Below are 24,960 nucleotides of genomic sequence, written 5' to 3' on the forward strand. Positions count from 1 at the left end.
GAGGTAATCCCATGAGCAACGTCATCGACAACGAGAGCGGCAAGGGTCGCAGCATCGGCGCCAGGGTCTGGATCTGGCTGCTGGTGGCATCGCTGCTGGTCTTCGCCGGCAACACCATCTACGCGATGACCAAGGCCGCGCGCCTGGGCGGTGCCAGCACGGCGGCCTCGAGCCTGCAGGTGAACTCGCAGCGCCTGGCCATCCAGGGCCGGGAAGCGGTCGACGGCAACACGGACTCGTACGCGGCGTTCAAGGGCACCAGGGCGGCCATCGACCGCGACATCGAACAGCTCGTCCGCGACTTCGGCGGCACGCCCGACGTCGCCGGCGAAATCCGCACCGTGGCCGCGACCTGGGAGCCGCTGGCGGCGAACGCCGACCAGGTGGTCGCCAGCGAGGCGGCGGTGGTGGCCTTCGCAGGCAACGCTGCACGCTTCACGCAGGCGGTCCCGCAGCTGCAGGCGCAGCTTGACGAGGTGGTGCGCGCGATGTCGGCCAGCGGTTCGCCGTCGTCGCAGATCTACATCGCGCTTCGCGAAGTGGTGCTGGCCTCGACCATGGCCCGGCGCGTGACCGAGATCCAGGCCGGCGGCCCGGGTGCTTCGCTGGCCGGCGACGCGCTGGCCCGCGACGCGGGCGTGTTCGAGCAGGTGCTCACCGGCCTGCGCTCGGGCGACGAGGCCATGAACGTGCAGGCGCTGTCCAACAGCTCCGCGCTCGCGGCGCTCGACCAGGCGGCCGGGCAGTGGGAAGAGATGAAGAAGGACCTGGACGCGATTCTGGCCAGCTCCCGGAACCTGTTCGACGCGCAGAGCGCGGCGGCGTCGCTGACCACCGGGTCCGACAAGCTGCTTGCCGACAGCGAGGCCCTGTTCCAGTCGCTGACCACTTTCGGCTCGCTGCGCGACACCTCGATCCTGGGCAACATCTGGATCTCGATCGCGTTCCTGGCACTCGCGGCGCTGGCCCTCGTCGGCCTGATGCGCGAACTCAGCCGCGACCGCCGCGAGCGCTACGAAACCACGATGGAGCTCAACAACCGCAACCAGGAGGCGATCATGCGCCTGCTGGACGAGATGGGCTCGCTCGCAGAAGGCGACCTGACGGTGAAGGCGACGGTGACCGAGGACATGACCGGCGCCATCGCGGACTCGATCAACTTCGCCGTCGAACAGCTGCGCAGCCTGGTGCAGACGATCAACGACACCTCGGTGCAGGTCGCGTCCAGCGCCCAGGAAACGCAGGCCACCGCCATGCACCTGGCCGAGGCCGCCGAGCACCAGGCGCAGGAGATCAACTCCGCGTCCGACCGCATCAACGAGATGGCGCAGTCGATCAACCAGGTGTCGCGCAACTCCGCCGAGTCCGCCGACGTGGCGCAGCGCTCGGTGCAGATCGCGACCAAGGGCGCGGGCGTGGTGCGCGAGACGATCGCCGGCATGGACTCGATCCGCGACCAGATCCAGGAAACCTCCAAGCGCATCAAGCGCCTGGGCGAAAGCTCGCAGGAGATCGGCTCCATCGTTGAACTGATCAACGACATCTCGGAACAGACGAACATCCTCGCGCTGAACGCAGCCATCCAGGCGGCATCGGCGGGCGAGGCGGGCCGCGGCTTCGCGGTGGTGGCCGACGAAGTGCAGCGACTCGCCGAACGCGCCTCGAACGCGACCAAGCGCATCGAGACGCTGGTCGAGACGATCCAGTCCGACACCAACGAGGCGGTCAGCTCGATGGAGCAGACGACCTCCGAGGTGGTCGCCGGTGCGCGCCTGGCCGAGGACGCCGGTACGGCGCTGGGCGAGATCGAAAGCGTGTCGACCAGCCTCGCGGCGCTCATTGAAGGCATCTCGAGCGCCTCGCAGCAGCAGTCCGCGGCGGCGAGCAACATCACCGACACGATGAACACCATCCAGTCCATCACCGCGCAGACGTCCCAGGGCGCGAACCAGACCGCAGCCTCGATCGGAAACCTCGCCCAGCTCGCAGCCGACCTGCGCCGCTCGGTCGCCGACTTCAAGCTGCCGGCCTGAAGCCCAGACCGATGACCGCTCTGCGCGACGCGATCGACTACACCACGCTCGGCTGGGTCAAGCCGGAGCTCGACGAGACCCTGCGCCAGGCGCGGATCGAAATCGAGGACTTCGCCGCCGACCCCGCCGACACCAGCCGCATGCGCTTCTGCGCCGGCTACCTGCACCAGGTGCAGGGCACGCTGCGCATGGTCGAGCTGTATGCGCCGGCGATGGTGGCCGAGGAGATGGAGCGCCTGGCACAGGCGCTGCAGGATGGTGCCGTGGCCGATCGCGATGCCGCCTGCGCGATGCTGATGCGCGGCGTGGTGTTGTTGCCCGATTACCTCGAGCGCCTGCAGAGCGGCCACAAGGACATTCCGATCGTCCTGCTGCCCCTGCTCAACGACCTGCGCGCCGCGCGCGGGGAGTCCGGCCTGTCGGAGAGCGTGCTGTTCGCGCCCGACCTGCAGCGTCCGCTCCCAGATACGCTGGCGCCGGCAACGGTCGCCAATGATCCCGTGCCGGTGCGCAATGCGCGCGCGCAGCCGCTGCTCGGCGACCTGCGCGGTGCGATGGCTGCCTGGCCGGAGCACGGTGCCCCGGCCAATGCCCGCGCGCTTGCCGGCGCGCTGGACGCGCTGATCGCCTACGTCCAGGCCGAGCCTGCACGCCGCATGCTGTGGGTGGCGTCGTCAGTCGCCAAAGGCGTCGCCGATGGCGCGCTCGAGGCGACGCCCGCGCTGCGCCAGGCATTCGCCAGCGTCGAGCGCGAATCCAGGCGCCTGTTCGAAGACGACGGCTTCGGCATCCCGCGCGCGGAGTCCGCGCTCGAGCCGACCCGCCAGCTCCTGTTCCACGTGGTCCATGCCAGCACGGACCATGCCGAGCTGCGCGCGCTGCACGACACCTTCGAGCTGCAGCAGCAGCTGCCCACCGACTCCGAGATCAGCCACGCCCAGGGCAGCATGAGCGGGCGCAACCGCGCCCTGCTCGACACCGTGGCGGCCGCGGTCAAGGAAGACCTGCTCCGGGTCAAGGACGCGCTCGACCTGCACCTGCGCACCGGCGAAGCCGACCTCGGGCGCCTTGCGCCGCAGGTCGAGGCGCTGGGCCGCGTCGCCGATACCCTCGGCATGCTCGGCCTTGGCGTCGCGCGTGGCGTGGTCGAGCAGCAGCGCGCGGCGATGGAGGAGATCGTGCGGGGCCGCAAGCCCGCCGACGAAAGCGCCCTGCTCGATGTCGCCGGCGCGCTGCTCTATGTCGACGCCACGCTCGACGACCAGGTTGCCCGCCTGGGCGCCGGCGACCAGGATGCGCCCGTGCAGGGCGAACTCACCGCCGGCGAGGCCGAGAAGGTGCTCGACGTGCTCGCGCGCGAAGCGATCAGCAACTTCGCCGATGCCCGCCAGGCCTTCGTCGCCTTCATCGAGACCGGCTGGGACCACGGCGAACTGGTCGAGGTGCCGCGCCTGCTGCGCGAGGTCACCGGTGCGCTGCAGATGCTGGAGCTGCCGCAGCCCGCGGCGTATCTCACCGGCGTGCGCCGCTATATCGAAGACGAGCTGATCGACAGCCGTCGCGTGCCCAACGGGCGCCAGCTCGACACCTTCGCCGACGCGCTGGCCAGCTTGGAGTACTACCTCGAAGCGCTGCGCGAGAACCGCTTCAACCGTGACGAAATCCTGGACGTCAGCCGCCAGAGCCTGGAGAGCCTGGGCTATTGGCCGCTGCCGGCTGAAAGACCCTCCTCGCAGGCGGCCGCCGCGCCGCTCGAGTCCGAGCAGGCGGTGGTGAGCGAGGCAGACATCGAACGCACCGTCGCGGCGCTGATCGATCGTGGCGGCACGGGATCGCTGCCGGGCGCCGAGGCCCCGGCACCGGTCGCGGTCGAAGCCGCGCCGGCTCCGGCCCCTCCGGGTGGCTTCGAAGCCACGGGCGACGAGATCGACGACGAGATCCGCGAGGTCTTCCTCGAAGAGTTCGCGGAGGAGATCGACAACCTCGACCAGCTGCTGCCGCTGTGGCGCGCGCAGCCCGACGACCTCGAGCGCCTGCGCCCGATCCGTCGCGTCTTCCACACACTGAAGGGCAGCGGACGCCTGGTCGGCGCGCGCAAGCTCGGCGAGTTCAGTTGGAAGGTCGAGAACATGCTCAACCGCGTGCTCGATGGCACGCGATCGGCCAGCCCCGCCGTGGTCGCGATGGTCGACCAGGCGTTCTACACGCTGCCCGAGCTGCAGGCCGCGCTGCGCGGCGATGGCGTGGTCCGCTCCGACCTCGAGCGCATGCAGGCCTCGGCCGAGCGCATCGGCAGCGGCGACGAGGGCATGCCGGAAGAGACGACGCGTGCGCAGATGGCCATGGACGCGCTGGTGCCGGAGGCCTCCGTTGCGGACGCCGCCGAGCCTGCGGCGCCCGTGCCGCAGGCCGACACGGCCGAGGTATCCGTGCCGCTGGAGATGGTGCCGGCCTCGGTCGACGCCCTGCTGCTGGAAATCCTTGAAGCGGAAGTCGGCGGGCACCTGGTGACGGTCGACGCCTGGCTGGATCGTGCGACCACGTCCCCGGCGCAGGTGTCCGAGGCGCTGCTGCGCGCGCTGCATACGATGAACGGCGCCTTCGCGATGACCGAGGTGCCGACCGTCGCCCAGGCGCTGACGCCGGGTGAAGGCTATGTACGCCGCTTGCTGTCGGCGGATGAGCCGGCGTCCGTCGAGGGCGTGGCCGCCATCGGTGAGCTTGCCGCAGTGGCGCGTGCCGCGATCGCGGGCCTCCTGTCGGCGCAGCCGCAGGTGCCCGTGGCCGCCGCCTTGGCCGCGCGGCTCGCGGCGCTGCGCGACGGCCTTCCGGAGCCGACGCCCATGGGCCTTGACACGTCCGTCGGCGACGACGCCTCCGACGACGCAGGCCAACCCGCGGAAGCGACCTTGGGCGAGCGCGTGCCGGAGCTGGTCGACATCGACCTGAGTGCCTATACCGGCTTCCCCGCGGGATCCAGCGCCGCCGATGGTGGCGATGTGGCCGGGGACGAAGGCGGGATCACTGCTGCTGCCACTCCGGACGAGGAGCACGCGTCGGCTGACGGGTTCGGGATCGCGCGCGTGGACGCGGATGTGGACGCCGCCGCTGCAGCGGCTGCCGCAGAAGCAGAAGCAGAAGCAGAAGCCGAGGCCGAGGCCGAGCGGCTCCGGTTCGCCGAAATGGAAGCGCAGCTCCTGGAGCAGGAGCGCGTCGAGGCGGAGCGCCTGGAAGCGGAGCGCGTGGAAGCCGGGCGTCTCGAAGCCGAGCGCGCCGAGGCGGAACGTCTCGAAGCGGAGCGCATTGAGGCGAAGCGCATTGAGGCGGAGCGCATTGAGGCGGAGCGCCTTGAAGCGGAGCGCGTCGAAGCGGAGCGCCTGGAAGCGGAGCGTCTCGAAGCGGAGCGTCTCGAAGCGGAGCACGTCGAAGCGGAGCGCCTTGAAGCGGAGCGTCTCGAAGCGGAGCACGTCGAGGCCGAGCGCCTGGAAGCTGCGCTCGTCGAAGCACAGCAGGCCGAGGCTGAGCGGACTGACGCACAGCGTGCCGAGGCGGAGCGCCTTGAAACCGAGCGTGTCGAAGCAGAACGCCTCGAAGCCGAGCGCGTCGAAGCCGAGCGTCTCGAAGCAGACCGCATCGAAGCGGAGCGTCTCGAAGCGGAACGCGTCGAAGCCGAGCGTCTCGAAGCAGAACGTCTCGAAGCAGAACGCCTCGAAACAGAACGCCTCGAAACAGAACTCCTGGAGGCCGAACGCCTCGAGTCCGAACGCCTTGAAGCCGAACGTCTCGAAGCCGAACGTGTCGAGTCCGAACGCATCGAAGTGGCGCGCATCGAAGCAGAACGCCTTGCAGCCGAGCGCATGGATGTCGACCGCGTCGCCGCCGCCGCGACCAGGGCCGTGCTGACTGCAATCCCGACCGAGGACGATCCCGACGCCGACTTCGACTTCACCGGCCTCGACTCCGAACTGGTCGAAATCTTCGTCGAGGAAGGCCGCGACCTGCTCGACCACTCGGACGGCCTGCTCGCCAGACTGCGTGAATCGGCCGATGATCGCGAGTCGTTGATGGGCCTCCAGCGCGACCTGCACACGCTCAAGGGCGGTGCGCGCATGGCCGGCGTGTTCGCCATCGGCGAACTTGGCCATTCGATGGAATCGCTGCTCGAGGCGGTGTCCGAGCAGCGCTTCGACCTCGCACGCAACGACGTGCCGCTGCTCGAGCGCGGCTTCGACCGCCTGCATGCGATGGTCACGCGCGTTGGCGAGGGTCGTGCGATCAGCCCGTCGCAGGGCCTGATCGACGCTTTTGACGCCCGTGCCCGCGGCGAGGAACTCTCGGCCGAAAGCGGCGCCCCCGCGGGTTCGCGCATGCCGGCCCCGGCCGTGGTGCTGCCGCCGCTCACCGCGCCCATGGGCGATGTCATGCTTGCCGGCGACGACGATGACATCACCATCCGTGCGCCCCAGGAGCAGGTGCGCATCCGCGCCGACCTGCTCGACCGCCTGGTCAACTACGCCGGCGAGGTCGCGATCTACCGCGCCCGCCTGGAACAGCAGCTTGGCGCGTTCCGCGGCGCCATGGGCGAGATGGAGCAGACGAACATGCGTCTGCGCGACCAGCTCCGTCGCCTCGACATCGAGACCGAAGCGCAGATCATCGCCCGCTACCAGCGCGAGCAGGACTCCGCCGATCCCACCTTCGACCCGCTCGAACTCGACCGTTTCTCCACCTTGCAGCAGCTCTCGCGCGCGCTCGGCGAGTCCGCGGCCGACCTGTCCAGCCTGCAGGGGACCCTCGACGACCTGACCCGCCAGTACGAAACCCTGCTGCTGCAGCAGTCGCGGGTCAGCTCCGACCTGCAGGAAGGCCTCATGCGCACGCGCATGGTGCCCTTCGACTCGCTGGTACCGCGCCTGCGTCGCGTGGTCCGCCAGGCCGCATCGGAAACCGGCAAGCACGCACAGCTCAAGCTCGACGGCGCCCAGGGCGAGCTCGACCGCAACGTGCTCGAGCGCATGACCGCGCCGCTGGAGCACATGCTGCGCAATGCCGTGGCCCATGGCCTCGAGAAGCCCGGCAAGCGTCGCGACGCGGGCAAGGCCGACGAGGGCACGGTGCGCATCTCGGTGCGCCGCGAAGGTTCGGAAGTCGTGCTGGAAGTGGCCGACGACGGCAACGGCCTCGACCGCGAGGCGATCCGCCGCCGCGGCATCGAGCGCGGCCTGATCCGCGACGATGCGGCGCTGATCGACAGCGACCTCGACAGCCTGATCTTCCAGCCCGGCTTCTCGACCGCCGATGAGGTCAGCCGCCTGGCCGGCCGCGGCGTCGGCATGGACGTGGTGGCCAGCGAAGTCCGCCAGCTCGGCGGCGCGCTCGACATCGCCAGCACGCGTGGCAAGGGCACGACGTTCACCATGCGCCTGCCGCAGACGCTTGCGGTCACGCAGGCGGTCTTCGTCAAGATCGGCGATACCAGCTTCGCGGTGCCGATCGCATCGGTCCGCGGCGTGGGCCGCCTCTCGCGCGAAGAGTTCGACCGGCCCGGCGCCAGCTATGCCTACGGCGGCGAGGACTACACGGTGCACGACCTCGGCGGCCTGGTCGGCCACGCGGCTGCACGCGCCGAGGGCCACATGCAGATGCCGCTGCTGCTGATCCGCTCGGGTGAACTCCGGGTGGCGGTGGCGGTCGACCAGATCGTCGGCAACCGCGAGATCGTGGTGAAGCCGGTGGGTCCGCAGGTGGCATCGGTGCCGGGCATCTTCGGCGCGACCATCATGGGCGACGGCAGCGTGGTCGTGATCCTCGACATCGCGCCGCTCGTGCGCCGCCAGCAGGTCGCCCGGCCGCGCGATGCGACGCCGGTGGAAATGCCCGACCAGCGCCGCGTGCCCCTGGTCATGGTGGTCGACGACTCGATCACCATGCGCAAGGTCACCGGCCGCGTGCTCGAGCGCCACAACTTCGAGGTCGGGACCGCGAAGGACGGCATCGACGCGCTTGAGCGCATGGTCGAGCGCGTGCCCGACCTGATGCTGCTCGACATCGAGATGCCGCGCATGGACGGTTACGAACTCGCGACCGCGATGAAGGCCGACCCGCGCCTGCGCAACGTGCCGATCATCATGATTACTTCGCGTACCGGCGAGAAGCATCGCCAACGCGCCTTCGAGATCGGTGTCGAGCGCTACCTCGGCAAGCCGTACCAGGAGAACGAGTTGCTGCGCAACGTCCACGATCTGCTGAAGCTGCAGCGTGATGGCTGAGCAGGGCGCCACGGTGCGGGTGCTGCTCCTTGCGCGCGCCGGCGAGGCCAGGCAGCGCCTGGAAGCCGCGTTGGCGGAGGCCGGCGCCGAGCTGGTGGCCGCGGTCGACCCGGTCGATGGCGATTCCGCCGCCGCCATCGCGCTCGCACCTGCCGCGGTGCTGGTGGCGCTGGAGCCGTCGATCGAGGATTCGCTGGAGCGCTACGACAGCCTGCTGTCGGACCCCGGCGTGCTGGTGATGTTCGACGAGGCCGAAGTCGCCGCGCAGCGTGATGGCTGGGACGCCGCGCGCTGGGTGCGGCACCTCGCCGCCAAGCTCAACGGCCACGAAGACGTGCTGCCCCCGGGTGCGGATGCCGACGACGCCATCCATCCGGCGCCCGGCCCGCTCCCGGAGCGCGAGTTCGATCCGGCCAGCGTCGATATCGGCGCACTGACCGGGGCCGCGCATGACCTGGCCGCGGAAGTGCCGCGTGCCGAAGCCTTTGATCCGCCGCTGGCTGGGGAAGCGGATGCGCCAGCGGCGGGATTCGCGGGACTGGTCTCCGTGGAAGACATGGACTGGTCGTCGTCATCGGAGGCCTACGAGGCCCCCTTGGCCGAGGATCCGGACCTGGTCCGGCTCATCGCCAGCGCCGACGAGGCCCGGTCGCTGAACGCCGGCGCGGATGACATGCACGCTGCCGCCGGTATCGATGGTGCTGAGGCGGTTGACGCGGACGCCGCGTCGGTCAGTGACGCCTTCGAGCTCGATATCTCGGACGAATGGAGTGCCGGCGACGTGCCCGGCGGCGTAGCCGATGACGATGCGGCCGTCGTGGCCGGCGGCGAAGACGATGCACCGCCGGCCATCGACCCGCTCTCGCTCGGCGACGGACTGTCGCTGGCCGACGACGATGCGCCCATCGCCACCCGCGCGCCCGATGCGCCGGCGATCGACCTGGATGCCCTCGCGTCCAGGCTCGACGGACTGTCGCTGGCCGACCCCGACAGCTACGGCCACGGCGTGCTGCGCGGCGCGGTGGTGGTGGAAGCGGGTCTCGGCGGGCCGGACGCCGTCCGCCAGCTGATCGGCGGCCTCGATGCGGGCTTCGCGCGGGCGGTACTGGTGCGGCTCCAGCTCGACGGCGGGCGCTACGAGCGCCTGGTCCAGCAGATGCAGCGCGCAACCTCGCTTCCGGTGGCCCTGGCCGAGCCCGGCGGCTCCGCCGAACCCGGCACCGTCTACTTCCTGGCACCCGACACCGTCGTGGTCCAGGATCGTGCGCGGATGGTGTTCGCGACGGCGGAAGACGATGGCGACAGCTACGGCGCACTGCCTGCAGCGGACAGTGCCGTCATCTTCCTGAGCGGCGCCCAGGTTGCCCGCGTGGACGAGGCGATGGCCCTGGCCACGGCGGGTGCGCTGGTGCTGGCACAGGCCCCCGACAGCTGCTACGACAGCACCGCGGTCGGCGCGCTGGTCGGGCGCGGCGCAGATGCCGCCCAGCCGGGCGACTTGGCGACGGCGCTGCTCGACCGTTGGCCCGCATGAGGACCTGCCCATGAACTCCCCCGCCATCCAGGACATCCGCGGTGTCCTGATCCAGGTCGAAGGCGCGCGCCTGCTGCTGCCCAACGCCACCATCGCCGAAGTGCTGTCGTACGCCGAGCCCGAAGCCGTGGCCGGCGCGCCGGACTGGCTGCTTGGCCGCATCCGCTGGCGCGGCTGGCAGCTCCCGCTGGCCTCGTTCTCGCGCCTTGCGGGCATCGCCGACGAAGTCGGCGGCCTGGGAAGCAAGGTGGTGGTGCTCAAGGCACTGGGCGGCGACAGCCGGCTGCCTTACGTCGCGCTGCTGACCAAGGGCTTCCCGCGCCTGGTCACGGTGCCGCGCGATGCGCTGGTGCCCGATGCCGGCGAGGGCGATGTCGATGGCGAGGCCGCGATTCTGCCGCTGGGCGTGCTGATGCGCGTGCTGCTCAACGACGAAGCGGCGTTGCTCCCGGACGTGGACGCGATCGAAACCGCCATCCGCGACGCGCTGGCCGCCTGACCGGGAAGCGCTTCAGGCCAGGTCGCCGAACGCGGCCTGCAATGCGCTGATCGCGGCGATGCCGGCGGTTTCCGTACGCAGGATCCGCGGCCCCAGGCGCAGGCCGCTGAAGCCGCCGTCAGCCAACACCGAGCGGTCGCGCGGCGACCAGCCGCCCTCGGGACCGATCGCGATCACCACGCTACGACCACCAGGATGCGCCAGCCCGCGCACGGCGGCGTCGGCGGTGGGATCCAGGGTGAGCCGTAGCGCGTCAGCCGGCAGCCCTGCCACGGCGTCTGCAAGCGACATCGGTGTCGACACCGCGGGCACCACGGCGCGACCGCTCTGCGCGCAGGCCGAACCGACCACGCCCTGCCAGTGCGCCAGCCGCTTTGCGGCGCGCGCGGCATCCAGGCGCACCTCGCTGCGCTCGCTGTTCACGGGCACGAAGGCGGCCACGCCGAGCTCGGTCGCCTTCTGCAGGATCCAGTCCATCCTCTCGCCGCGCGCCACGCCCTGCAGCAGCAGGATGCGGAGCGCGGATTCATTGTCGACGGCATGCGCGGCCAGGATCTCCACCTCGCCCCCGCGCTTGCCGGCGGCCGTGACCCGAGCCCCGTAATCGAACCCGTCGCCGTTGAACAGGACGCAGGCGTCGCCGACATCCAGGCGCAGCACGCGCAACAGGTGCGCCGCCGCGCCCTCAGGCAGCGCGAGACGCGCGCCGACGGTCAGGGGCGCTTCGATGTGGGCGCGGGTGAGTCGCATGGGGGATCCCCTTTTTTAGCCACGGATTTACGCGGACAGGTGCGGATTTACACGGATAGAGCGGAAGAAGCGGAAGAGCATTTTTTTGCCACGGATTGACGCGGATGACGCGGATCTGGCCGAGGCAAGTTTGTTGCGAAGAACTCGTTTGAGAAAATGCAGCGAGCAGCGCGCGGTCTTTGGACTGGCCTTGGCCAGATCCGCGTGATTCGCGCAGATCCGTGGCCAAGCTTTTGCTCTGTTTCTCTACTGCCCTATTGCTCCATCCGCGTCCATCCGCGCAAATCCGTGGCCGAAAAGCCTTTGCTCTATCCGTGCAAATCCGCACCTGTCCGCGTAAATCCGTTGTTAAACCGCTCTCCCGGTCGCCGCCTCGATCGCCACCCGCGTGGCGTCGGCCAGCAGCGCCAGCTGGTCGTCGTCGATGCAGTAGGGCGGCATCCAGTAGAGGATGTCGCCCAGCGGGCGCAGCATCACGCCGTGATCGAGGGCGGCGCGGTAGGCGCGCAGGCCGATCTTGTCGGCGGCGTCGAAAGGCGTGCTGCGGTCACCGTCGCGCGTCAGTTCGAACGCGAGCACCATGCCGGCCTGGCGCACCTGGGCCACGTGCGGCAGGTCGGCGAGCGGCGCGGCGGCGGCGGACATCTTCGCGGCCGTGACCTGGTTGCGGGCGATGATGTCGTCGGATTCGAAGATGTCGAGCGAAGCCAAGGCGGCGGCGCAGGCCAGCGGGTTGCCGGTGTAGCTGTGCGAATGCAGGAAGGCGCGGTCGCGCGAGTCGTCGAGGAAGCCGTCGTAGATCGACTGCGTGGCCAGCACCGCGGCCAGTGGCAGGAAGCCACCGGTCAGGCCCTTGGACATGCACATCAGGTCCGGCATCACGCCGGCCTGCTCGAAGGCGAACATGGTACCGGTGCGGCCGAAGCCGGTCGCGATCTCGTCGGCGATCAGGAACACGCCGTGCACGTCGCACAGCTCGCGCGCGCGCTTCAGGTACACCGGATGGTGCATGCGCATGCCCCCGGCGCACTGCAGGCGCGGTTCCAGGATCAGCGCGCAGACCTCGCCCGGGTGTTCATCAAGCAGGCGCGCCAGCGCGTCGGCGGCTTCCTCGGCGCAGTCGGCATCCGACTGGCCGGGACGCGCGTGCCAGGCATCGGGGGAGGGCGTGAACATCGCCTCCATCAGCAGCGGTGCGTAGACGCGGCGGTACAGCGGGATGTCGCCGACCGACAGTGCACCGATGGTCTCTCCGTGGTAGCCGTTGGCGAGCGCGACGAACTTCGTGCGCCGGGGCTCGTCGCCGCGGTTGCGGTACCACTGGAAGGCCATCTTCAACGCGACCTCGACGCCGGCCGATCCGTTGTCGGCGTAGAACACCTTGGCCAGCGGGTCGCGGCCGGGCTGGCGCGGGGCGATCGCTAGCAGGCGTTCGGCCAGCTCGATCGCCGTCTCGTGCGTAGCGCCGGCGAGGATCACGTGCTCCAGGGTGCGCGCCTGGCGCGCGATGGCCTCGGCGATGCGCGGCTCGGCGTGACCGTGGATGTTGGTCCACCAGCTGCTCACCGCGTCCAGCGTGCGGCGCCCGTCGTGGCCGACCAGCCAGGCCCCATCGCCGCGGGCAACGGTCAGGAGCGGCAGCGTGTCGGGGTGCTCTCGCATCTGGGTGCAGGGGTGCCAGAGCACGGCCAGGTCGCGGGATCGCCAGCTTTCGCCCTCGGCTAGAATGGCGGGATCGTGGAAAGACTTGTCGGACATCGCAGCATTATCGCCCCTCGGGCAGCGAGGGCGCGCGCATGAGCCGCCGCCTGCCGATCATCCACGGCATCACCGAGTCCGACGCCGGCCCCTACCGGCTCGAACGCATGGACCTGGAGTTCTCCAACGGCGAGCGCCGGCGCTACGAGCGCCTGCACGGCCACGGCCACGGCGCGGTGGTGGTGGTGCCCCTGATCGACGACGAGACGGTGCTGCTGGTGCGCGAGTACGCCGCCGGCGTGCATCGCTATGAGCTTGGCTTGGTGAAAGGCCGTATCGACGCCGGTGAGACCCCGGCCGAGGCGGCCGACCGCGAACTCAAGGAGGAGGCCGGCTACGGCGCGCGCCGGATCGACGTGCTGCGCAGCCTGACGCTGGCGCCGACCTACATGAGCCATTCCACCCACCTCGTGATCGCCCGCGACCTGTATCCCGAGCGTCTGCCGGGCGACGAGCCGGAGGAGCTGGAAGTGGTGCCGTGGCGGCTTGATCGCCTGCACGAGCTGATCCTGCGCGAGGACTTCTCCGAGGGCCGTTCGATCGCGGCGCTCTTCATCGCTCGCGACTGGCTGCAGCACCATGTCACTGGTTGAGGTCGTGCGCGAAGGCGTGATCGCGATCGCCCGCGAGGCCGGCGCCGCGATCATGGCCGTGCACGGTGACGACATCGCAGTGCGCGCCAAGGCCGACGCCAGTCCGGTCACCGCTGCCGACATGGCCGCGCACCGCTGCATCGTGGACGGCCTGGCGCTGCTGACGCCTGACATCCCCGTGCTGTCCGAAGAGTCCGCGCACATGGTGCCGCTGCAGCAGCGCCGTGGCTGGTCGCGCTTCTGGCTGGTCGATCCGCTTGATGGCACCCGCGAGTTCCTGAAGGGCAACGGCGAATTCACCGTCAACATCGCGCTGGTGGACGATGGCGTGCCGGTGTTCGGCGTGATCCAGGTGCCCGTGGGCGGTGCCGTCTGGCACGGCGTGCCGGGGCAGGGCGCCTTCCGCCGCGACGGCGGCGTCGAGCGCGCCATCGCAACCCGTCGCCCGGCCACCGCGCCGCTGCGCGTGGCCGCAAGCCGCTCCCACCTCGACGCCCGCACCGCGGCGATGCTGCAGCGTATCGGCGAACACGAATCGATCGGCCTGGGCTCCTCGCTCAAGTTCTGCCTGCTCGCCGAAGGCGGCATGGACGCCTACCCGCGCCTGGGCCCCACCAGCGAATGGGACACCGCTGCCGGCCAGGCCATCCTTGAAGCCGCCGGCGGCTGCGTGCTGGACCTGCGCGGCCGTCCCTTCCGCTACAACCAGCGCGACACGATCCTCAATGGCGACTTCGTTGCGCTGGGCGATCCGGCGCTGCCGTGGCGGGATTGGGTCTAAGAGCGCTTTGCCACGGATTGACGCGGATCACGCGGATTGGCCGAGTCCAGTTCGATCACCACGCGCTGCTCCCGCATTTCCCTCAAACAGGGATTTTCCCCACAAACTCGCCTCGGCCAGATCCGCGTCATCCGCGTCAATCCGTGGCAAAAAAGAGCTTTCCCTGGAGTCCCGAAGTGTCCGAACAAGTCCATGAAATGCAGCGGTTGTTGGCGATCATGGCGCGGCTTCGCGACCCGGAGCGCGGATGCCCGTGGGATCTGGCGCAGGACTTCTCGACGATTGCGCCGTACACGATCGAGGAGGCCTACGAGGTGGCCGATGCGATCGACCGCGGCGACATGGATGGGCTGCGCGAAGAGTTGGGCGATCTGCTGCTGCAGGTGGTGTTCCACGCGCAGATGTCCAGCGAGGCCGGCGAGTTCGCGTTTGGGGACGTGGCCCGCGCGATCTCGGACAAGATGGAGCGACGGCATCCGCACGTATTCGGCGATGAAGACCGCGAGGATGCTGAAGCGGTGCACACGAGTTGGGAGCAGATCAAGCGTGCCGAGCGCGCGGCGGCAGGAGATGGCGACGATTCCGCGCTGGCCGGCATCGCCCGCGGGCTGCCGGAGTGGCAGCGGGCGGTGAAGCTGCAGGACCGCGCCGCGCGCGTGGGGTTCGACTGGCCCGGGCCCGCGCCGGTGATGGCCAAGCTCGAGGAAGAGCTGGAAGAGGTCCGCGTGGAGTTCGATGCGGTCGCCACCGCGCCGGATGATGCGGCTGCCCGTGACCGACTGGAGACAGAGCTCGGGGACCTGCTCTTCGTGGCGGCCAATCTCGCGCGCCACGCGAAGGTCGATGTCGGTGCCGCGCTGCGCCGCGCCAACCACAAGTTCGAGCGCCGCTTCCGCACCATGGAAGCGCTGGCCGCGTCCGAAGGCAGGCAGCTTGCCGGGCAGCCGCTCCGGGCGCAGGACGCGTACTGGACGCGTGCGAAGGACGCCGAACGGCTGGCCGCGTCCGACACAGGGCGTGATGCCAGCGACTGAGGCATGATGCCGGCACAGGCCGCACCAGGAGCCGTCCCATGGCCCGCTTCGCAAGCTTCCGCGAGTTCTATCCGTTCTACCTTGGCGAGCACAGCGATCGCATGTCGCGGCGCCTGCACTTCGTAGGCAGCTGCGGCGCGCTGGCCTTCGCTGCCACGGCCGTTGCCCGCGCCAACGCGTGGTGGCTGCTCGCGGCGGTGGTGTGTGGCTATGCCTTCGCCTGGGTCGGCCACTTTTTCTTCGAGAAGAACCGGCCGGCCACGTTTCGCCATCCACTCTACTCATTCGTGGGGGACTGGGTGATGTTCAAGGACATCCTCACCGGCCGGATCCCGTTCTGAGCCTTCACGTGGCCTAGACTCGTTCCACGGCACATTTCACAAAGCTGAAGACGTCCGTGGAGAGAACTGTATGCGTGGATCGCAGGAACCCGGTGGCCTTGTCCTGATCGTCGAGGACAACCGCAATATTTCGGAGATGGTGGGGGAGTACCTCGAGGGCCGTGGCTTCGAGGTCGACTATGCCGCCGATGGCCTGGACGGCTATCGCCTCGCCAGCGAAAACAACTATGACGTGGTCGTGCTCGACCTGATGCTCCCGCGCCTGGACGGCATCGAGGTCTGCAAGCGCCTGCGCGAGGAAGCACGCAAGTCGACCCCCGTGCTCATGCTCACTGCGCGCGACACCCTGGACGAAAAGCTCACCGGCCTCGGCGCCGGCGCCGACGACTACCTCGTCAAACCCTTCGCGGTGCAGGAACTCGAGGCACGCCTGCGCGCGCTGATCCGGCGCGAACGCCGGCAGGTGGGCTCGGAGGTGTTGAAGGTCGCCGACCTGGTGCTCGACCCGGCCAGCCTGCGCGCCACGCGCTCGGGTACCGAGCTGCAGCTCTCGCCGATCGGCCTGAAGCTGCTCACCATCCTCATGCGCGAGTCGCCACGCGTGGTGAACCGCCAGGAGATCGAGCGCGAGATCTGGGGCAACAGCCTTCCCGACTCCGACACGCTGCGCAGCCACCTCTATAACCTGCGCAAGACCATCGACAAGCCGTTCGACAAGCCCCTGCTGCACACCGTGCAGAGTGCGGGCTACCGCATCGCGGACATCGAACAGCCGCCGGCCTGACGCGGAGGCGGGGACATCGCAATGCCAGATGGCCTGCCGCACAAGCTGCGCAGGGTATTCCTGCTGCAGGCAATGCTGGCGATCCTGGCGGTGGTCGCCTGCCTGTACGTATCCACGGTGTTCGCGCGCGGCGTGCTGTCCACGCAATGGGTGCGCGCGGAGGCGGCCCGGTTCTGGGATGAGAAGGCGAAGGATCCTGCCTATCCGCCGCCGTGGACGTCGTCGGTGCACGGCTATTTCGTGCCGACGGGAAGCGACCCCACGGCCGTGGGGGTCCCGGCGGAGTACGTGGCGATGGGGCCCGGCGTGTACCGGCTGAACCCGACGGGGGCGTCGCAGCGGCTGCTCGTCGAGGATGGGCCGGGCGGGCGCCTCTACCTCCAGATCGCGTTCCGGCTGATGGACAACGTGGGACGCTGGTCGGTACTCATCGCGTCCGTGCTGGCCGTGCTCGCAATCGCGACGGTCAGCTGGCTGAGCTATCGCATCGCGCGCAGCATGGTGTTGCCCGTGACCACGATGGCGGGCGAGGTGTCACGCTGGGATCCGCGGCGTCCCGATCTCGACGCCATCGATCCGGGGCGATTGCCGGGCGACGTGGGCAGCGAGGTGCGCCTGCTGGGCGGCGCGCTCAAGGGCCTGGCGGAGAGGACACAGGCCTTCATCCAGCGCGAACGCGATTTCACCCGCGAGGCCAGCCACGAGCTGCGGACGCCATTGACCGTAGTCAGCGTGGCCGCCGATATGTTGCGTCGGGATCCCGAATTGCCGCCGCGCATGCAGCGTTCGCTGGACCGCGTGCAGGTGGCCGCGCGCGACATGGAGGCGGTGGTCGACGCGCTGCTGATCCTGGCGCGGGAGGACGAACCGGGCAGCATCGAGGAGTTCGACGCGCTGGACGTGGTGATCGAGGCGGTCGCGGTCGGCGCGACGCTGCTCCGCGAACAAGCCGGTCCTCCGGCCGTGCGCCTGACGCTGCTGGAGCATGGCGCTCCGCGTCTGCGCGGCTCGCGGCGGGCGTTGGCGGTCATCGTGGAGCAGCTGGTGCGCAACGCCTGCACGTTCACCTCGGAAGGCACCATCGAAGTGGTCGTGGAACCGGATCGCATCGAAGTGCGCGATACCGGCGTGGGCATGGAGCGCGATGTGCTCGAGCGCGCGTTCGAGCCGTTCTACCGCGCCGACCAGTACGTCGGCGGGCGCGGATTGGGGCTGGCCGTCGTGCGGCGGCTGGCCGGTCGCTTCGGCTGGTCGGTGGATATCGACAGCACGCCCGGGAAGGGTACCGACGTCATCCTCCGCTTCCAGCCGAGCCGGGAGACCTGAGCCGGTCAACGCCTGCCATGCTGGTGCGTTAGCCTTCACGACCCCAGCCGGATCCCGCAGCGAATGAGCCACCGACCCAAGCGCGCCCAGCGCCCCCGCAAGATCCTCGCCATCGCCGTCATCACCGTCTTCGCCATCGGCGCGGGCGCCTGGTATTTCAGCCAGCGCAACGCATCCGCCGATGCCGGGACCTGGCGCACCGTCGAGGTCGAGCAGGGCGACATCCGCGTCGCGATCTCCGCCACCGGCACCCTGAGCGCGATCTCGACCGTGGTCGTGGGCAGCCAGATCTCGGGCCAGGTGACCGACGTGCTGGTCGACTTCAACGACAAGGTCGAGCAGGGCCAGGTGCTCGCCCGCATCGACCCGAGCAGCTACCAGGCGCAGATCGAGCAGGGCTCGGCGCAGATCGCGAGCGCCCGCGCGAGCCTTGCACAGGCGCAGGCGGCGCTTCGCAACGCCGAACTCGACCACAGGCGCAAGACCGAGCTGGGCGAGCGCCAGCTGGTCGCGCGCAGCGACGTCGATCTGGCGCGCGCGGCGCTCGACCAGGCGCGCGCGCAGGTGGCGTCCGCGCAGGCGCAGATCAACCAGCAGACCGCGTCCACGCAGACCACGCGCATCAACCTCGAGCGCACCGTGATCCGCTCGCCCGTGGACGGCGTGGTGCTCACCCGCACCATCGAGCCCGGGCAGACGGTGGCCGCGAGCCTGCAGGCGCCGGAGCTGTTCACCATCGCCGAGGACCTGTCGAAGATGAAGATCGAGCTCGCCGTGGACGAGGCCGATATCGGCCAGGTCCAGGCGGGGCAGGCCGTGAGCTTCACCGCCGATGCCTTTGCCGACCGCCAGTTCCGCGGCGTGGTCGACCAGGTGCGGCTGAGCGCCACCAATACCAGCAACGTGGTGACCTACCCCGTGGTCGTGACCGTGGACAACGGCGACGGCACGCTACTGCCCGGCCTGACGGTGAACGCGGAGATCGAGGTCAGCCGCCGCGACGACGTGCTCAAGGTGTCCAACGCCGCGCTGCGCTACAAGCCCACCAGCGCCGGGGGCGCGGTCCCGGCCGCGGCGCGTGGGGGCGCGCGAAACGGCGTCACCGACGACCTTCGCCGCGAGGCAGGCGCGCTCGGCCTCGCGGCACAGCAGCAGGCCGCATTCGACGAGGCCATCGCCGCGATCCAGGCCCGCCAGCAGGCCCGCGAAGCAGCGGCGCCTGCCGGCGGCGGGCCCGCGGGTGGCCCGATGTTCGGCGGGTCGCGCGGTGGCGGTGCGCCCTCGGGCGCGATGGCATCGCAGATCCGCCAGCGCATGCTGCAACGCTACCGGGACGATTTCGCGGCCTTCCGTGCCAGCCTCGACGACGGCCAGGCGCAGCGCTGGGACGCCGCGGTGGCGAGCCTGGTCGGTGCGACCCGCGCGACCGTGTACAGGCTGTCGGGTGGCAAGCCGGAGCCGGTGATGGTCCGCGTCGGAGCGACCGACGGCACCGCCACCGAAGTCTCGGGCGGGCTCCAGGCCGGCGATGTGCTGGTCACGGGCGAGCGCGCCGCGCGATGAGCACCGCCGTCCCGATCATCGAGACGCGCGCCCTGGGCAAGGTCTACTCGGCCGGCTCAGAGGCCGAGGTGGTGGCGCTGAAGGATGTGGACCTGCGCATCGAGCACGGCTCCTTTGTCGCGATCATGGGGCCCTCGGGTTCGGGCAAGTCGACGCTGATGAACCTGGTCGGCTGCCTGGATACACCGAGCTCGGGCAGCTATCACTGCGACGGCGTGGATGTGTCGACCCTCGATGCCGAAGAGCTTGCGGCGCTGCGCCGCGAGAAGATCGGCTTCGTGTTCCAGGGCTTCCACCTGCTGCCGCGGATGAGCGCGCTGGAGAACGTTGCGATGCCGCTGAGCTACGCCCGCGTGCCCCCGGAGGAGCGCGCGCGCATGGCCACCGAAGTGCTTGAAGCCGTCGGGCTGGGCGGGCGCACGGGGCACCGGCCCAATGAACTGTCCGGCGGCCAGCAGCAGCGCGTGGCGATCGCGCGTGCGCTGGTCAACCGGCCGCCGCTGCTGCTGGCCGACGAACCCACCGGCGCGCTTGACTCGAAGACCGGCGAGGAAATCCTGGCACTGTTCAAGCGCCTGCGCGACGAAGGCCACACCGTGGTCCTGATCACGCATGACGCCGAGGTCGCGGCGCACGCCGACCGCACCTACGTGATCCGCGACGGCGAACTGCATCCCGAGCACGCGGAGGCGGCGCGATGAAATTCAGCGACGTCATCCGCACCGCGATCCATGCCCTGCGTGGCAACTGGATGCGCAGCGTGCTCACCTCGCTCGGCGTGATCATCGGCATCGCCGCGGTGATCGTGATGGTCTCGGTGGGCCAGGGCACGCAGTCGGAGATCGACAAGATGGTCTCCGGCCTGGGGTCGCAGCGCCTGGACATCTCGCCCGGCTCGCGCCGCGGTCCGGGTGGCGTGCGCATGAGCGCGTCGAGCTTCTACACCCTGACCGAAGGCGACGTCGAAGCGATCCGCAGCGACATCCCGGAAGTGCAGTTCGTGTCCGGCTCCTTGAACGGCAGCAGCCAGGTGGTCTATGCCGAGAACAACTGGTCGAGTCGCTGGCAGGGCGTGCAGCCGGACTACTTCGACATCAATGGCTGGACCATCGTCGAGGGCGAGGCCTTCGACGCGCAGGACTACGGCGGTGCGGCCAAGGAAGTGATCCTCGGCGAGACCGTGCGCCGCGAACTGTTCGGCGACGAACCGGCGATCGGGCAGACGGTGCGCCTGGGCCGCGTGCCCTTCGTGGTCGTCGGCACGCTTGCGCCGAAGGGGCAGGGCGGTTGGGGCCAGGACCAGGACGACGTGATGATGGTGCCGCTGCAGACGGCCCGCCGCCGGCTGCTGGGCTCGATCGGATTGCCGCCGGGGGCAGTCATGCAGGTCGCGTTGACCGTCTCGAACGCGGACGATCTCGGCTACGTGCAGGGCGAGGTGGAATCGCTGCTGCGCCAGCGTCACCGCATCGGCCCCGGCGACGACGACGACTTCACCGTGCGCAACATCTCCGAGATCGTGGCCACGCGCACCGCGACCACGCGGTTGATGTCGCTGCTGCTCGGCGCGGTGGCGACGATCTCGCTGATCGTCGGCGGCATCGGCATCATGAACATCATGCTGGTGTCGGTGACCGAGCGCATCCGCGAGATCGGCCTGCGCATGGCGGTGGGCGCCGGGCCGTCGGACGTGCGTCGCCAGTTCCTCGCCGAGGCCATGCTGCTGTCGCTGGTCGGCGGTGCGCTGGGCATCGTGATCGGCATCGCCGGGGCGCTGCTGGTCGGCCGTTTCGGCAACCTGCCGGTGGTGCTCAACGGCCAGATCGTGGCGCTCGCGGCCGGCTTCTCGGTGGCGACGGGCCTGTTCTTCGGCTACTACCCGGCGCGCAAGGCGTCGACGCTGGATCCGATCGAAGCGCTGCGGCAGTAACCCGACCTCGGGTCGCCCCCATAGGGACCGGCCCGGGGTTGGCGGCCACCGGGGGCGCGCGGAGACTGTCTCCATTGCAACGCGCCGCGCAGCGGACCGGAGACGCGACATGACCGCCATCCACAACATCGCCTCGGGCGACACGCTTTCGCAGATCGCGCAGCGCTACGGGACCACCGTCAACGCGCTGATGGACGCCAACTCGCAGATCAAGGACGCAGACCTGATCTACGCCGGCGACACGCTGAACATCAGCGGGACGTCGGGCGGTGCGGGTGGCGGCGGCGCCAGCGGCGTCTCGGCCAGCGGGGGTGTCGCGTCTGGCACCGGCGTCAGCGGCAACAGCGCTGCCGCGATCGCCGAGCAGTTCATCGGCCGCAACGCCGGCGAGCTCAAGCACAGCGACGAGCTGCCGATGCAGAGCTGGGTGCCGAACAACGTCAACTGCGCGAACTTCGTTTCAGCCTGCCTGCAGAAGGCGGGGCTGATCGATGGCAGCCAGGCGAGTGCCTCGGTAGACAACCTGGCGAGCAACCTGAAGGGCGACGGGTGGAAGACGGTCTCGCTGGCCGACGCCCGGCCCGGCGACGTGGTGCTGATGCAGCGCGACGGGCAGTCGCACGTGGTGCTGTTCGCGGGCTTCGAGGGCGGGCAGCCGAAGTTCATCGGTTCCAACAACGTCAACGCCGACGGTTCGCAGCGCGTCAGCTGGGGCGGTGCGTCGGGGAACTACGAAATCATCACCCCGCCGGGCTGAGGGGGCGCTCGCCGCCTGCGTGGCGGAGTGATTGGGTACTCCGCGCGCTGAGCAGTTGCGCTGCTCTTTATGCGCGCTGCGTACCCAACCACCCCGCCATCCAGGCGCCGACGCGCGCTGGCGGGATGGCAAGAGCCGAGCGCGTGCTCCGGCGGCCACCGCGGCGCGCAGCGCCGCGCAAGCTCGCCGCAGCGGTCGGACTGAGGGCGCATGGGGTACGCAGCCCGCATAAAGAGCACCACGTGCTCAGCCGGCGGAGTACCCCATGCGTCCTCAGCCCCGCCACCACCCAAAAGCATCAGAAGCCGAACAGCGCCCTCGGTGCGGCATGCGCCTGCGGCCAGTCGAGCCAGGCCACGTCGCCCGGCCCGATGGCGTGGTCGAGCACGCGCCAGGTGCCGCCGAAGGGGACGCCATCGGCACCCGTCGAGTCGCCCCTCTGGTCGCGCGCCGCTGCTGCTGCAGGGGCGGCAGAGGCGGCAGCGTCGGCATCGGCATCGGCATCGGCAGCCGCATCGCCATCGCCCGTGGCATCGACGGCCTCGCCTTCGTCGGCAAGGCTGGCGTCCTGTTCGTGCCGGAGCAGGACCACGTACACGTCGGACATCGCGCCCTGCGCCGAAGCTTCGGCGAACCGCGTGCCGGAAAGATCCGGCCGGCCGCCCCCGGGTGCGCGCATGGTGCCGAGCACGAAGGCCCAGCTGCCGAGGCGATCCATGCGTTCGACGTCGAGCTCAACCTTTCCGTCGAGGGCGGCACGCAGCGGTCCGGTGGCGGCTTCGAGCATGGCGTCGTAGCCGGCATCACCCGGCCGCATGGATTGCGGCGTGGCCTGTGCGAACGAAGGATTCATTGCGACTCCGGAGGCGAGTACGGCGATCGATCCGAGGATAGCAGCGGGTCTGCGCATGCGCGGATTCCTGGTGCGGTTGCGTGACGCCTGCATCGTGGCAGCCTGGGCCTGCGCGTCGGGTGAACGCTGGTCAGCGTAGCCACGGCACGATGGCTTCGCGCCAGACGGCATAACCCGCGGCATTCATGTGCAGGCGGTCGGCGATGAAAAGCGCCTCGCGTGGGCGGCCCGCGTCATCGAGCATGGGCGTGGTGACATCGATGTAGGCCGTGCCGGGCTGCTGGCGCAGCCAGGTTTCGACCAGCGCGTTGGCCTCGCGCTGTGCCGGCAGCTGATCGATGCGCGCGGGGCTGGGCTTGATCGAGACCCAGGCGAGGGTGGCCCGCGGCAGGGCCGCGCGCAGGCGCGTGACTAAGACCTGCGTGTCGGCCAGCACCTGCCCGGGGCTGCGGCCGGCGTCGATGTCGTTGTCGCCGGCGTACAGCAGCACCACGCGCGGCTGGTACTGGATGGCGACGGCGTCCGCATGCCAGGCGAGGTCGCGGACCTGGGCGCCGCCAAAGCCCCGGTTGCGCACCGGGATGCCGGGGAAATCCCGCGACAGCGACGGCCACATCCTGAACGATGAACTACCGGCGAATACCACCGGGCGCCGTGGCGGCGGATGCAGCACGTCCTCCGCCGCGAACCGCGCCATGTCGGCCTCCCAGTCGGGCGTGGAAACCGGATCCAGGCCCGGCGGCGGCTGCCAGGGTGGGGACGAGGGCGCGGTGGCGCAGGCCGCCAGCAGCACGGCCGCGGCCGCAAGGCCAGCCGCCGCGCGGGCTGCGGCGCGGAGGCGGTTCGATAAGGGGGCGAGAGTGATGGTGGTGGGCATGCCTGCACCGGAAACGGCCTGGGACCAGTGGAGCAGCGCCCGGCCACGGACGCAATCCGGGGAAGACCCGGTCGCGCGCGCCGCCTTGTGGCAAAATTGCGCGCTTATGGCCGACGAGACCGGACACCTGCCCCGCAGCCCGGCACGCATGCTGAAGGCGACCCTCTGGTCGCTCCAGGGCCTGCGCGCGGCCTGGCTCCACGAGTCGTCGTTCCGGCTCGAGGTCTATCTGTTCGCATTGCTGGCGCCGCTGGGCCTGTGGCTGGGCCAGGACGGCGTCGAGCGCGCGCTGCTCGTAGGGTGCCTGCTGCTGGTGCTGGCCGTGGAACTCCTGAATTCAGCGGTCGAAGCGGTCATCGCCCGCTATGGCGACGAACACCACGAGCTCGCCGGCCGCGCCAAGGACATGGGCTCTGCAGCGGTCTTCGTGCTGATGCTCAACGTATTGCTGGTGTGGGGCGCGCTGCTGCTGCCACGACTGCCATGAACTCCGTGCGCTGCACGGCAATCGATTCCCGAAGGACAAGCAAGCAATGATCGAACTCATAACCGACCCGCAGGTATGGATCCTGCTGGTCACGCTGGCCACGATCGAAATCGTGCTCGGCATCGACAACCTGGTGTTCATTTCGATCGCGGTCAGCCGGCTCCCCGCCGAGCGCCGCGAGTTCGCGCGCAAGTTCGGCATCGCCGTGGCTTGCATCACGCGCCTGGGCCTGCTGCTCACGCTGGCCTGGCTGGCCGGGTTGACCGCCGACCTGTTCGTGCTCTTCGGGCAGGGGATCTCGGTCCGTGACCTGGTGCTGGTCCTCGGCGGCCTGTTCCTGATCGTGAAGGGCGCGATGGAAATCCGCTCGCTGGTGACCGGCGAACACGAGGACATGGACGGCACCGGCAAGGCGGCTGCGTCATTCGGCATGGTGATCGCGCAGATCGCGGTGATCGACATCGTGTTCTCGCTCGACTCCGTGATCGCGGCCGTCGGCATGGCCGGCGACTACGTCCCGGTGATGGTCGCGGCGATCCTGATCGCGGTCGGCGTGATGCTGCTGGCGGCGCAGCCGCTGGGCAAGTTCATCGACAACAACCCGACGGTGAAGATGCTGGCCCTGGCCTTCATCGTGCTGATCGGCGCCTACCTCCTCACCGAGGGCTTCGACCTGCACATCCCGCGCGGCTACATCTACGGTTCGATGGCCTTCTCGGCCTTCGTCGAGGGCCTGAACCTCTGGGCCAAGCGCCGCGCGCTGGCCGGCGTGGCCCGCGAGTGACCGCGGC

Annotated in this window: 20 protein-coding genes and 2 pseudogenes; 17 read left to right on the forward strand and 5 right to left on the reverse strand. The window is 69.8% G+C overall.

Going from position 1 to position 24,960, the window contains the following annotated elements:
- The first annotated feature begins 11 nt into the window (after nucleotides 1–11).
- Nucleotides 12–2,033 carry a methyl-accepting chemotaxis protein gene (locus ACW5E8_RS09085; protein WP_456965124.1) on the forward strand — a complete coding sequence of 674 codons (2,022 nt, stop codon included), beginning with the start codon at nucleotides 12–14 and terminating at the stop codon, nucleotides 2,031–2,033.
- A gap of 11 nt (nucleotides 2,034–2,044) precedes the next feature.
- Nucleotides 2,045–4,228, forward strand: a pseudogene (locus tag ACW5E8_RS09090) (Hpt domain-containing protein); the annotation flags it as partial.
- Between the two features lie 826 nt (nucleotides 4,229–5,054).
- Here the strand turns inward: ACW5E8_RS09090 and ACW5E8_RS09095 are convergent.
- Entirely contained in the window at nucleotides 5,055–5,942 is an 888-nt protein-coding gene (locus ACW5E8_RS09095; protein WP_456965282.1) for a pentapeptide repeat-containing protein, read from the reverse strand.
- Between the two features lie 65 nt (nucleotides 5,943–6,007).
- On the opposite strand from ACW5E8_RS09095, the pseudogene ACW5E8_RS09100 reads away from it, so the two are divergent.
- The 3 genes and pseudogenes from ACW5E8_RS09100 to ACW5E8_RS09110 all read left to right on the forward strand — a co-directional run.
- A pseudogene (locus ACW5E8_RS09100) lies at nucleotides 6,008–8,302 on the forward strand (response regulator); the annotation flags it as partial.
- Complete coding sequence (locus tag ACW5E8_RS09105) at nucleotides 8,295–9,836, forward strand: chemotaxis protein CheB (protein ID WP_456965125.1); 1,542 nt, start codon at nucleotides 8,295–8,297, stop codon at nucleotides 9,834–9,836. The pseudogene ACW5E8_RS09100 and the gene ACW5E8_RS09105, both read left to right, overlap by 8 nt.
- 10 nt (nucleotides 9,837–9,846) lie before the next feature.
- On the forward strand, nucleotides 9,847–10,335 hold the full coding sequence (locus tag ACW5E8_RS09110) for a chemotaxis protein CheW (protein WP_456965126.1): 489 nt from the start codon (nucleotides 9,847–9,849) through the stop codon (nucleotides 10,333–10,335).
- A gap of 12 nt (nucleotides 10,336–10,347) precedes the next feature.
- On the opposite strand, the gene ACW5E8_RS09115 is transcribed toward ACW5E8_RS09110, so the two are convergent.
- Nucleotides 10,348–11,085: a 16S rRNA (uracil(1498)-N(3))-methyltransferase gene (locus tag ACW5E8_RS09115; RefSeq protein ID WP_456965127.1), complete on the reverse strand. Its 738-nt coding sequence runs from the start codon at nucleotides 11,083–11,085 to the stop codon at nucleotides 10,348–10,350.
- Between the two features lie 348 nt (nucleotides 11,086–11,433).
- On the reverse strand, nucleotides 11,434–12,843 hold the full coding sequence (bioA, locus tag ACW5E8_RS09120) for an adenosylmethionine--8-amino-7-oxononanoate transaminase (RefSeq protein WP_456965128.1): 1,410 nt from the start codon (nucleotides 12,841–12,843) through the stop codon (nucleotides 11,434–11,436).
- Between the two features lie 38 nt (nucleotides 12,844–12,881).
- Here bioA and nudE point away from each other — a divergent pair, with 38 nt between their 5' ends.
- The 10 genes from nudE (at nucleotide 12,882) to ACW5E8_RS09170 (ending at nucleotide 21,952) form a co-directional block, all read left to right on the forward strand.
- Nucleotides 12,882–13,436 carry an ADP compounds hydrolase NudE gene (gene nudE / locus ACW5E8_RS09125; protein ID WP_456965129.1) on the forward strand — a complete coding sequence of 185 codons (555 nt, stop codon included), beginning with the start codon at nucleotides 12,882–12,884 and terminating at the stop codon, nucleotides 13,434–13,436.
- Nucleotides 13,423–14,217 carry a 3'(2'),5'-bisphosphate nucleotidase CysQ gene (gene cysQ / locus ACW5E8_RS09130; protein ID WP_456965131.1) on the forward strand — a complete coding sequence of 265 codons (795 nt, stop codon included), beginning with the start codon at nucleotides 13,423–13,425 and terminating at the stop codon, nucleotides 14,215–14,217. The genes nudE and cysQ overlap by 14 nt, the downstream gene beginning before the upstream one ends.
- Before the next feature lie 197 nt (nucleotides 14,218–14,414).
- Nucleotides 14,415–15,251 (forward strand): nucleoside triphosphate pyrophosphohydrolase, encoded by an 837-nt coding sequence (gene mazG / locus ACW5E8_RS09135; RefSeq protein ID WP_456965283.1) that lies wholly within the window; start codon nucleotides 14,415–14,417, stop codon nucleotides 15,249–15,251.
- Nucleotides 15,252–15,289: 38 nt separating this feature from the next.
- A complete protein-coding gene (locus ACW5E8_RS09140) occupies nucleotides 15,290–15,592 on the forward strand; it encodes an Mpo1-like protein (protein ID WP_456965132.1) in 303 nt (100 codons plus the stop codon).
- Nucleotides 15,593–15,662: 70 nt separating this feature from the next.
- Nucleotides 15,663–16,376 carry a response regulator transcription factor gene (locus ACW5E8_RS09145; RefSeq protein ID WP_132985343.1) on the forward strand — a complete coding sequence of 238 codons (714 nt, stop codon included), beginning with the start codon at nucleotides 15,663–15,665 and terminating at the stop codon, nucleotides 16,374–16,376.
- A gap of 21 nt (nucleotides 16,377–16,397) precedes the next feature.
- Nucleotides 16,398–17,702 (forward strand): sensor histidine kinase, encoded by a 1,305-nt coding sequence (locus tag ACW5E8_RS09150; RefSeq protein ID WP_456965133.1) that lies wholly within the window; start codon nucleotides 16,398–16,400, stop codon nucleotides 17,700–17,702.
- 63 nt (nucleotides 17,703–17,765) lie between these two features.
- Nucleotides 17,766–19,265: an efflux RND transporter periplasmic adaptor subunit gene (locus tag ACW5E8_RS09155; protein WP_456965134.1), complete on the forward strand. Its 1,500-nt coding sequence runs from the start codon at nucleotides 17,766–17,768 to the stop codon at nucleotides 19,263–19,265.
- On the forward strand, nucleotides 19,262–19,966 hold the full coding sequence (locus ACW5E8_RS09160) for an ABC transporter ATP-binding protein (protein ID WP_456965135.1): 705 nt from the start codon (nucleotides 19,262–19,264) through the stop codon (nucleotides 19,964–19,966). Before ACW5E8_RS09155 ends, ACW5E8_RS09160 begins: the two co-directional genes overlap by 4 nt.
- A complete protein-coding gene (locus ACW5E8_RS09165; protein WP_456965136.1) occupies nucleotides 19,963–21,195 on the forward strand; it encodes an ABC transporter permease in 1,233 nt (410 codons plus the stop codon). Before ACW5E8_RS09160 ends, ACW5E8_RS09165 begins: the two co-directional genes overlap by 4 nt.
- Before the next feature lie 109 nt (nucleotides 21,196–21,304).
- Entirely contained in the window at nucleotides 21,305–21,952 is a 648-nt protein-coding gene (locus tag ACW5E8_RS09170; protein WP_456965137.1) for a LysM peptidoglycan-binding domain-containing protein, read from the forward strand.
- Between the two features lie 298 nt (nucleotides 21,953–22,250).
- On the opposite strand, the gene ACW5E8_RS09175 is transcribed toward ACW5E8_RS09170, so the two are convergent.
- Together ACW5E8_RS09175 and ACW5E8_RS09180 are read right to left on the reverse strand one after the other, a co-directional pair.
- A complete protein-coding gene (locus ACW5E8_RS09175) occupies nucleotides 22,251–22,805 on the reverse strand; it encodes a hypothetical protein (protein WP_456965138.1) in 555 nt (184 codons plus the stop codon).
- Between the two features lie 130 nt (nucleotides 22,806–22,935).
- The gene (locus tag ACW5E8_RS09180; RefSeq protein WP_456965139.1) at nucleotides 22,936–23,682 is read right to left on the reverse strand and encodes an SGNH/GDSL hydrolase family protein; all 747 of its coding nucleotides are present in this window, start codon (nucleotides 23,680–23,682) and stop codon (nucleotides 22,936–22,938) included.
- 106 nt (nucleotides 23,683–23,788) lie between these two features.
- On the opposite strand from ACW5E8_RS09180, the gene ACW5E8_RS09185 reads away from it, so the two are divergent.
- Nucleotides 23,789–24,169 (forward strand): diacylglycerol kinase, encoded by a 381-nt coding sequence (locus ACW5E8_RS09185; protein WP_456965140.1) that lies wholly within the window; start codon nucleotides 23,789–23,791, stop codon nucleotides 24,167–24,169.
- 46 nt (nucleotides 24,170–24,215) lie between these two features.
- Nucleotides 24,216–24,953, forward strand: coding sequence for a TerC family protein (locus tag ACW5E8_RS09190; RefSeq protein WP_456965141.1), 738 nt, complete (start codon nucleotides 24,216–24,218; stop codon nucleotides 24,951–24,953).
- Nucleotides 24,954–24,960: the final 7 nt, after the last annotated feature.

It is taken from the genome of Luteimonas sp. A649 (assembly GCF_054072735.1).

Excerpts from the sequence above, each read along its gene's own strand:
- ACW5E8_RS09085 (WP_456965124.1), top strand. The coding sequence starts at position 12 with ATGAGCAACGTCATCGACAACGAGAGCGGCAAGGGTCGCAGCATCGGC.
- ACW5E8_RS09175 (WP_456965138.1), bottom strand. The coding sequence starts at position 22,805 with ATGAATCCTTCGTTCGCACAGGCCACGCCGCAATCCATGCGGCCGGGT.
- ACW5E8_RS09110 (WP_456965126.1), top strand. The coding sequence starts at position 9,847 with ATGAACTCCCCCGCCATCCAGGACATCCGCGGTGTCCTGATCCAGGTC.
- ACW5E8_RS09150 (WP_456965133.1), top strand. The coding sequence starts at position 16,398 with ATGCCAGATGGCCTGCCGCACAAGCTGCGCAGGGTATTCCTGCTGCAG.
- bioA (WP_456965128.1), bottom strand. The coding sequence starts at position 12,843 with ATGTCCGACAAGTCTTTCCACGATCCCGCCATTCTAGCCGAGGGCGAA.
- ACW5E8_RS09190 (WP_456965141.1), top strand. The coding sequence starts at position 24,216 with ATGATCGAACTCATAACCGACCCGCAGGTATGGATCCTGCTGGTCACG.
- nudE (WP_456965129.1), top strand. The coding sequence starts at position 12,882 with ATGAGCCGCCGCCTGCCGATCATCCACGGCATCACCGAGTCCGACGCC.
- ACW5E8_RS09185 (WP_456965140.1), top strand. The coding sequence starts at position 23,789 with ATGGCCGACGAGACCGGACACCTGCCCCGCAGCCCGGCACGCATGCTG.
- ACW5E8_RS09165 (WP_456965136.1), top strand. The coding sequence starts at position 19,963 with ATGAAATTCAGCGACGTCATCCGCACCGCGATCCATGCCCTGCGTGGC.
- ACW5E8_RS09115 (WP_456965127.1), bottom strand. The coding sequence starts at position 11,085 with ATGCGACTCACCCGCGCCCACATCGAAGCGCCCCTGACCGTCGGCGCG.
- mazG (WP_456965283.1), top strand. The coding sequence starts at position 14,415 with ATGCAGCGGTTGTTGGCGATCATGGCGCGGCTTCGCGACCCGGAGCGC.
- ACW5E8_RS09140 (WP_456965132.1), top strand. The coding sequence starts at position 15,290 with ATGGCCCGCTTCGCAAGCTTCCGCGAGTTCTATCCGTTCTACCTTGGC.
- ACW5E8_RS09145 (WP_132985343.1), top strand. The coding sequence starts at position 15,663 with ATGCGTGGATCGCAGGAACCCGGTGGCCTTGTCCTGATCGTCGAGGAC.
- ACW5E8_RS09105 (WP_456965125.1), top strand. The coding sequence starts at position 8,295 with ATGGCTGAGCAGGGCGCCACGGTGCGGGTGCTGCTCCTTGCGCGCGCC.
- ACW5E8_RS09155 (WP_456965134.1), top strand. The coding sequence starts at position 17,766 with ATGAGCCACCGACCCAAGCGCGCCCAGCGCCCCCGCAAGATCCTCGCC.
- cysQ (WP_456965131.1), top strand. The coding sequence starts at position 13,423 with ATGTCACTGGTTGAGGTCGTGCGCGAAGGCGTGATCGCGATCGCCCGC.
- ACW5E8_RS09160 (WP_456965135.1), top strand. The coding sequence starts at position 19,262 with ATGAGCACCGCCGTCCCGATCATCGAGACGCGCGCCCTGGGCAAGGTC.
- ACW5E8_RS09180 (WP_456965139.1), bottom strand. The coding sequence starts at position 23,682 with ATGCCCACCACCATCACTCTCGCCCCCTTATCGAACCGCCTCCGCGCC.
- ACW5E8_RS09170 (WP_456965137.1), top strand. The coding sequence starts at position 21,305 with ATGACCGCCATCCACAACATCGCCTCGGGCGACACGCTTTCGCAGATC.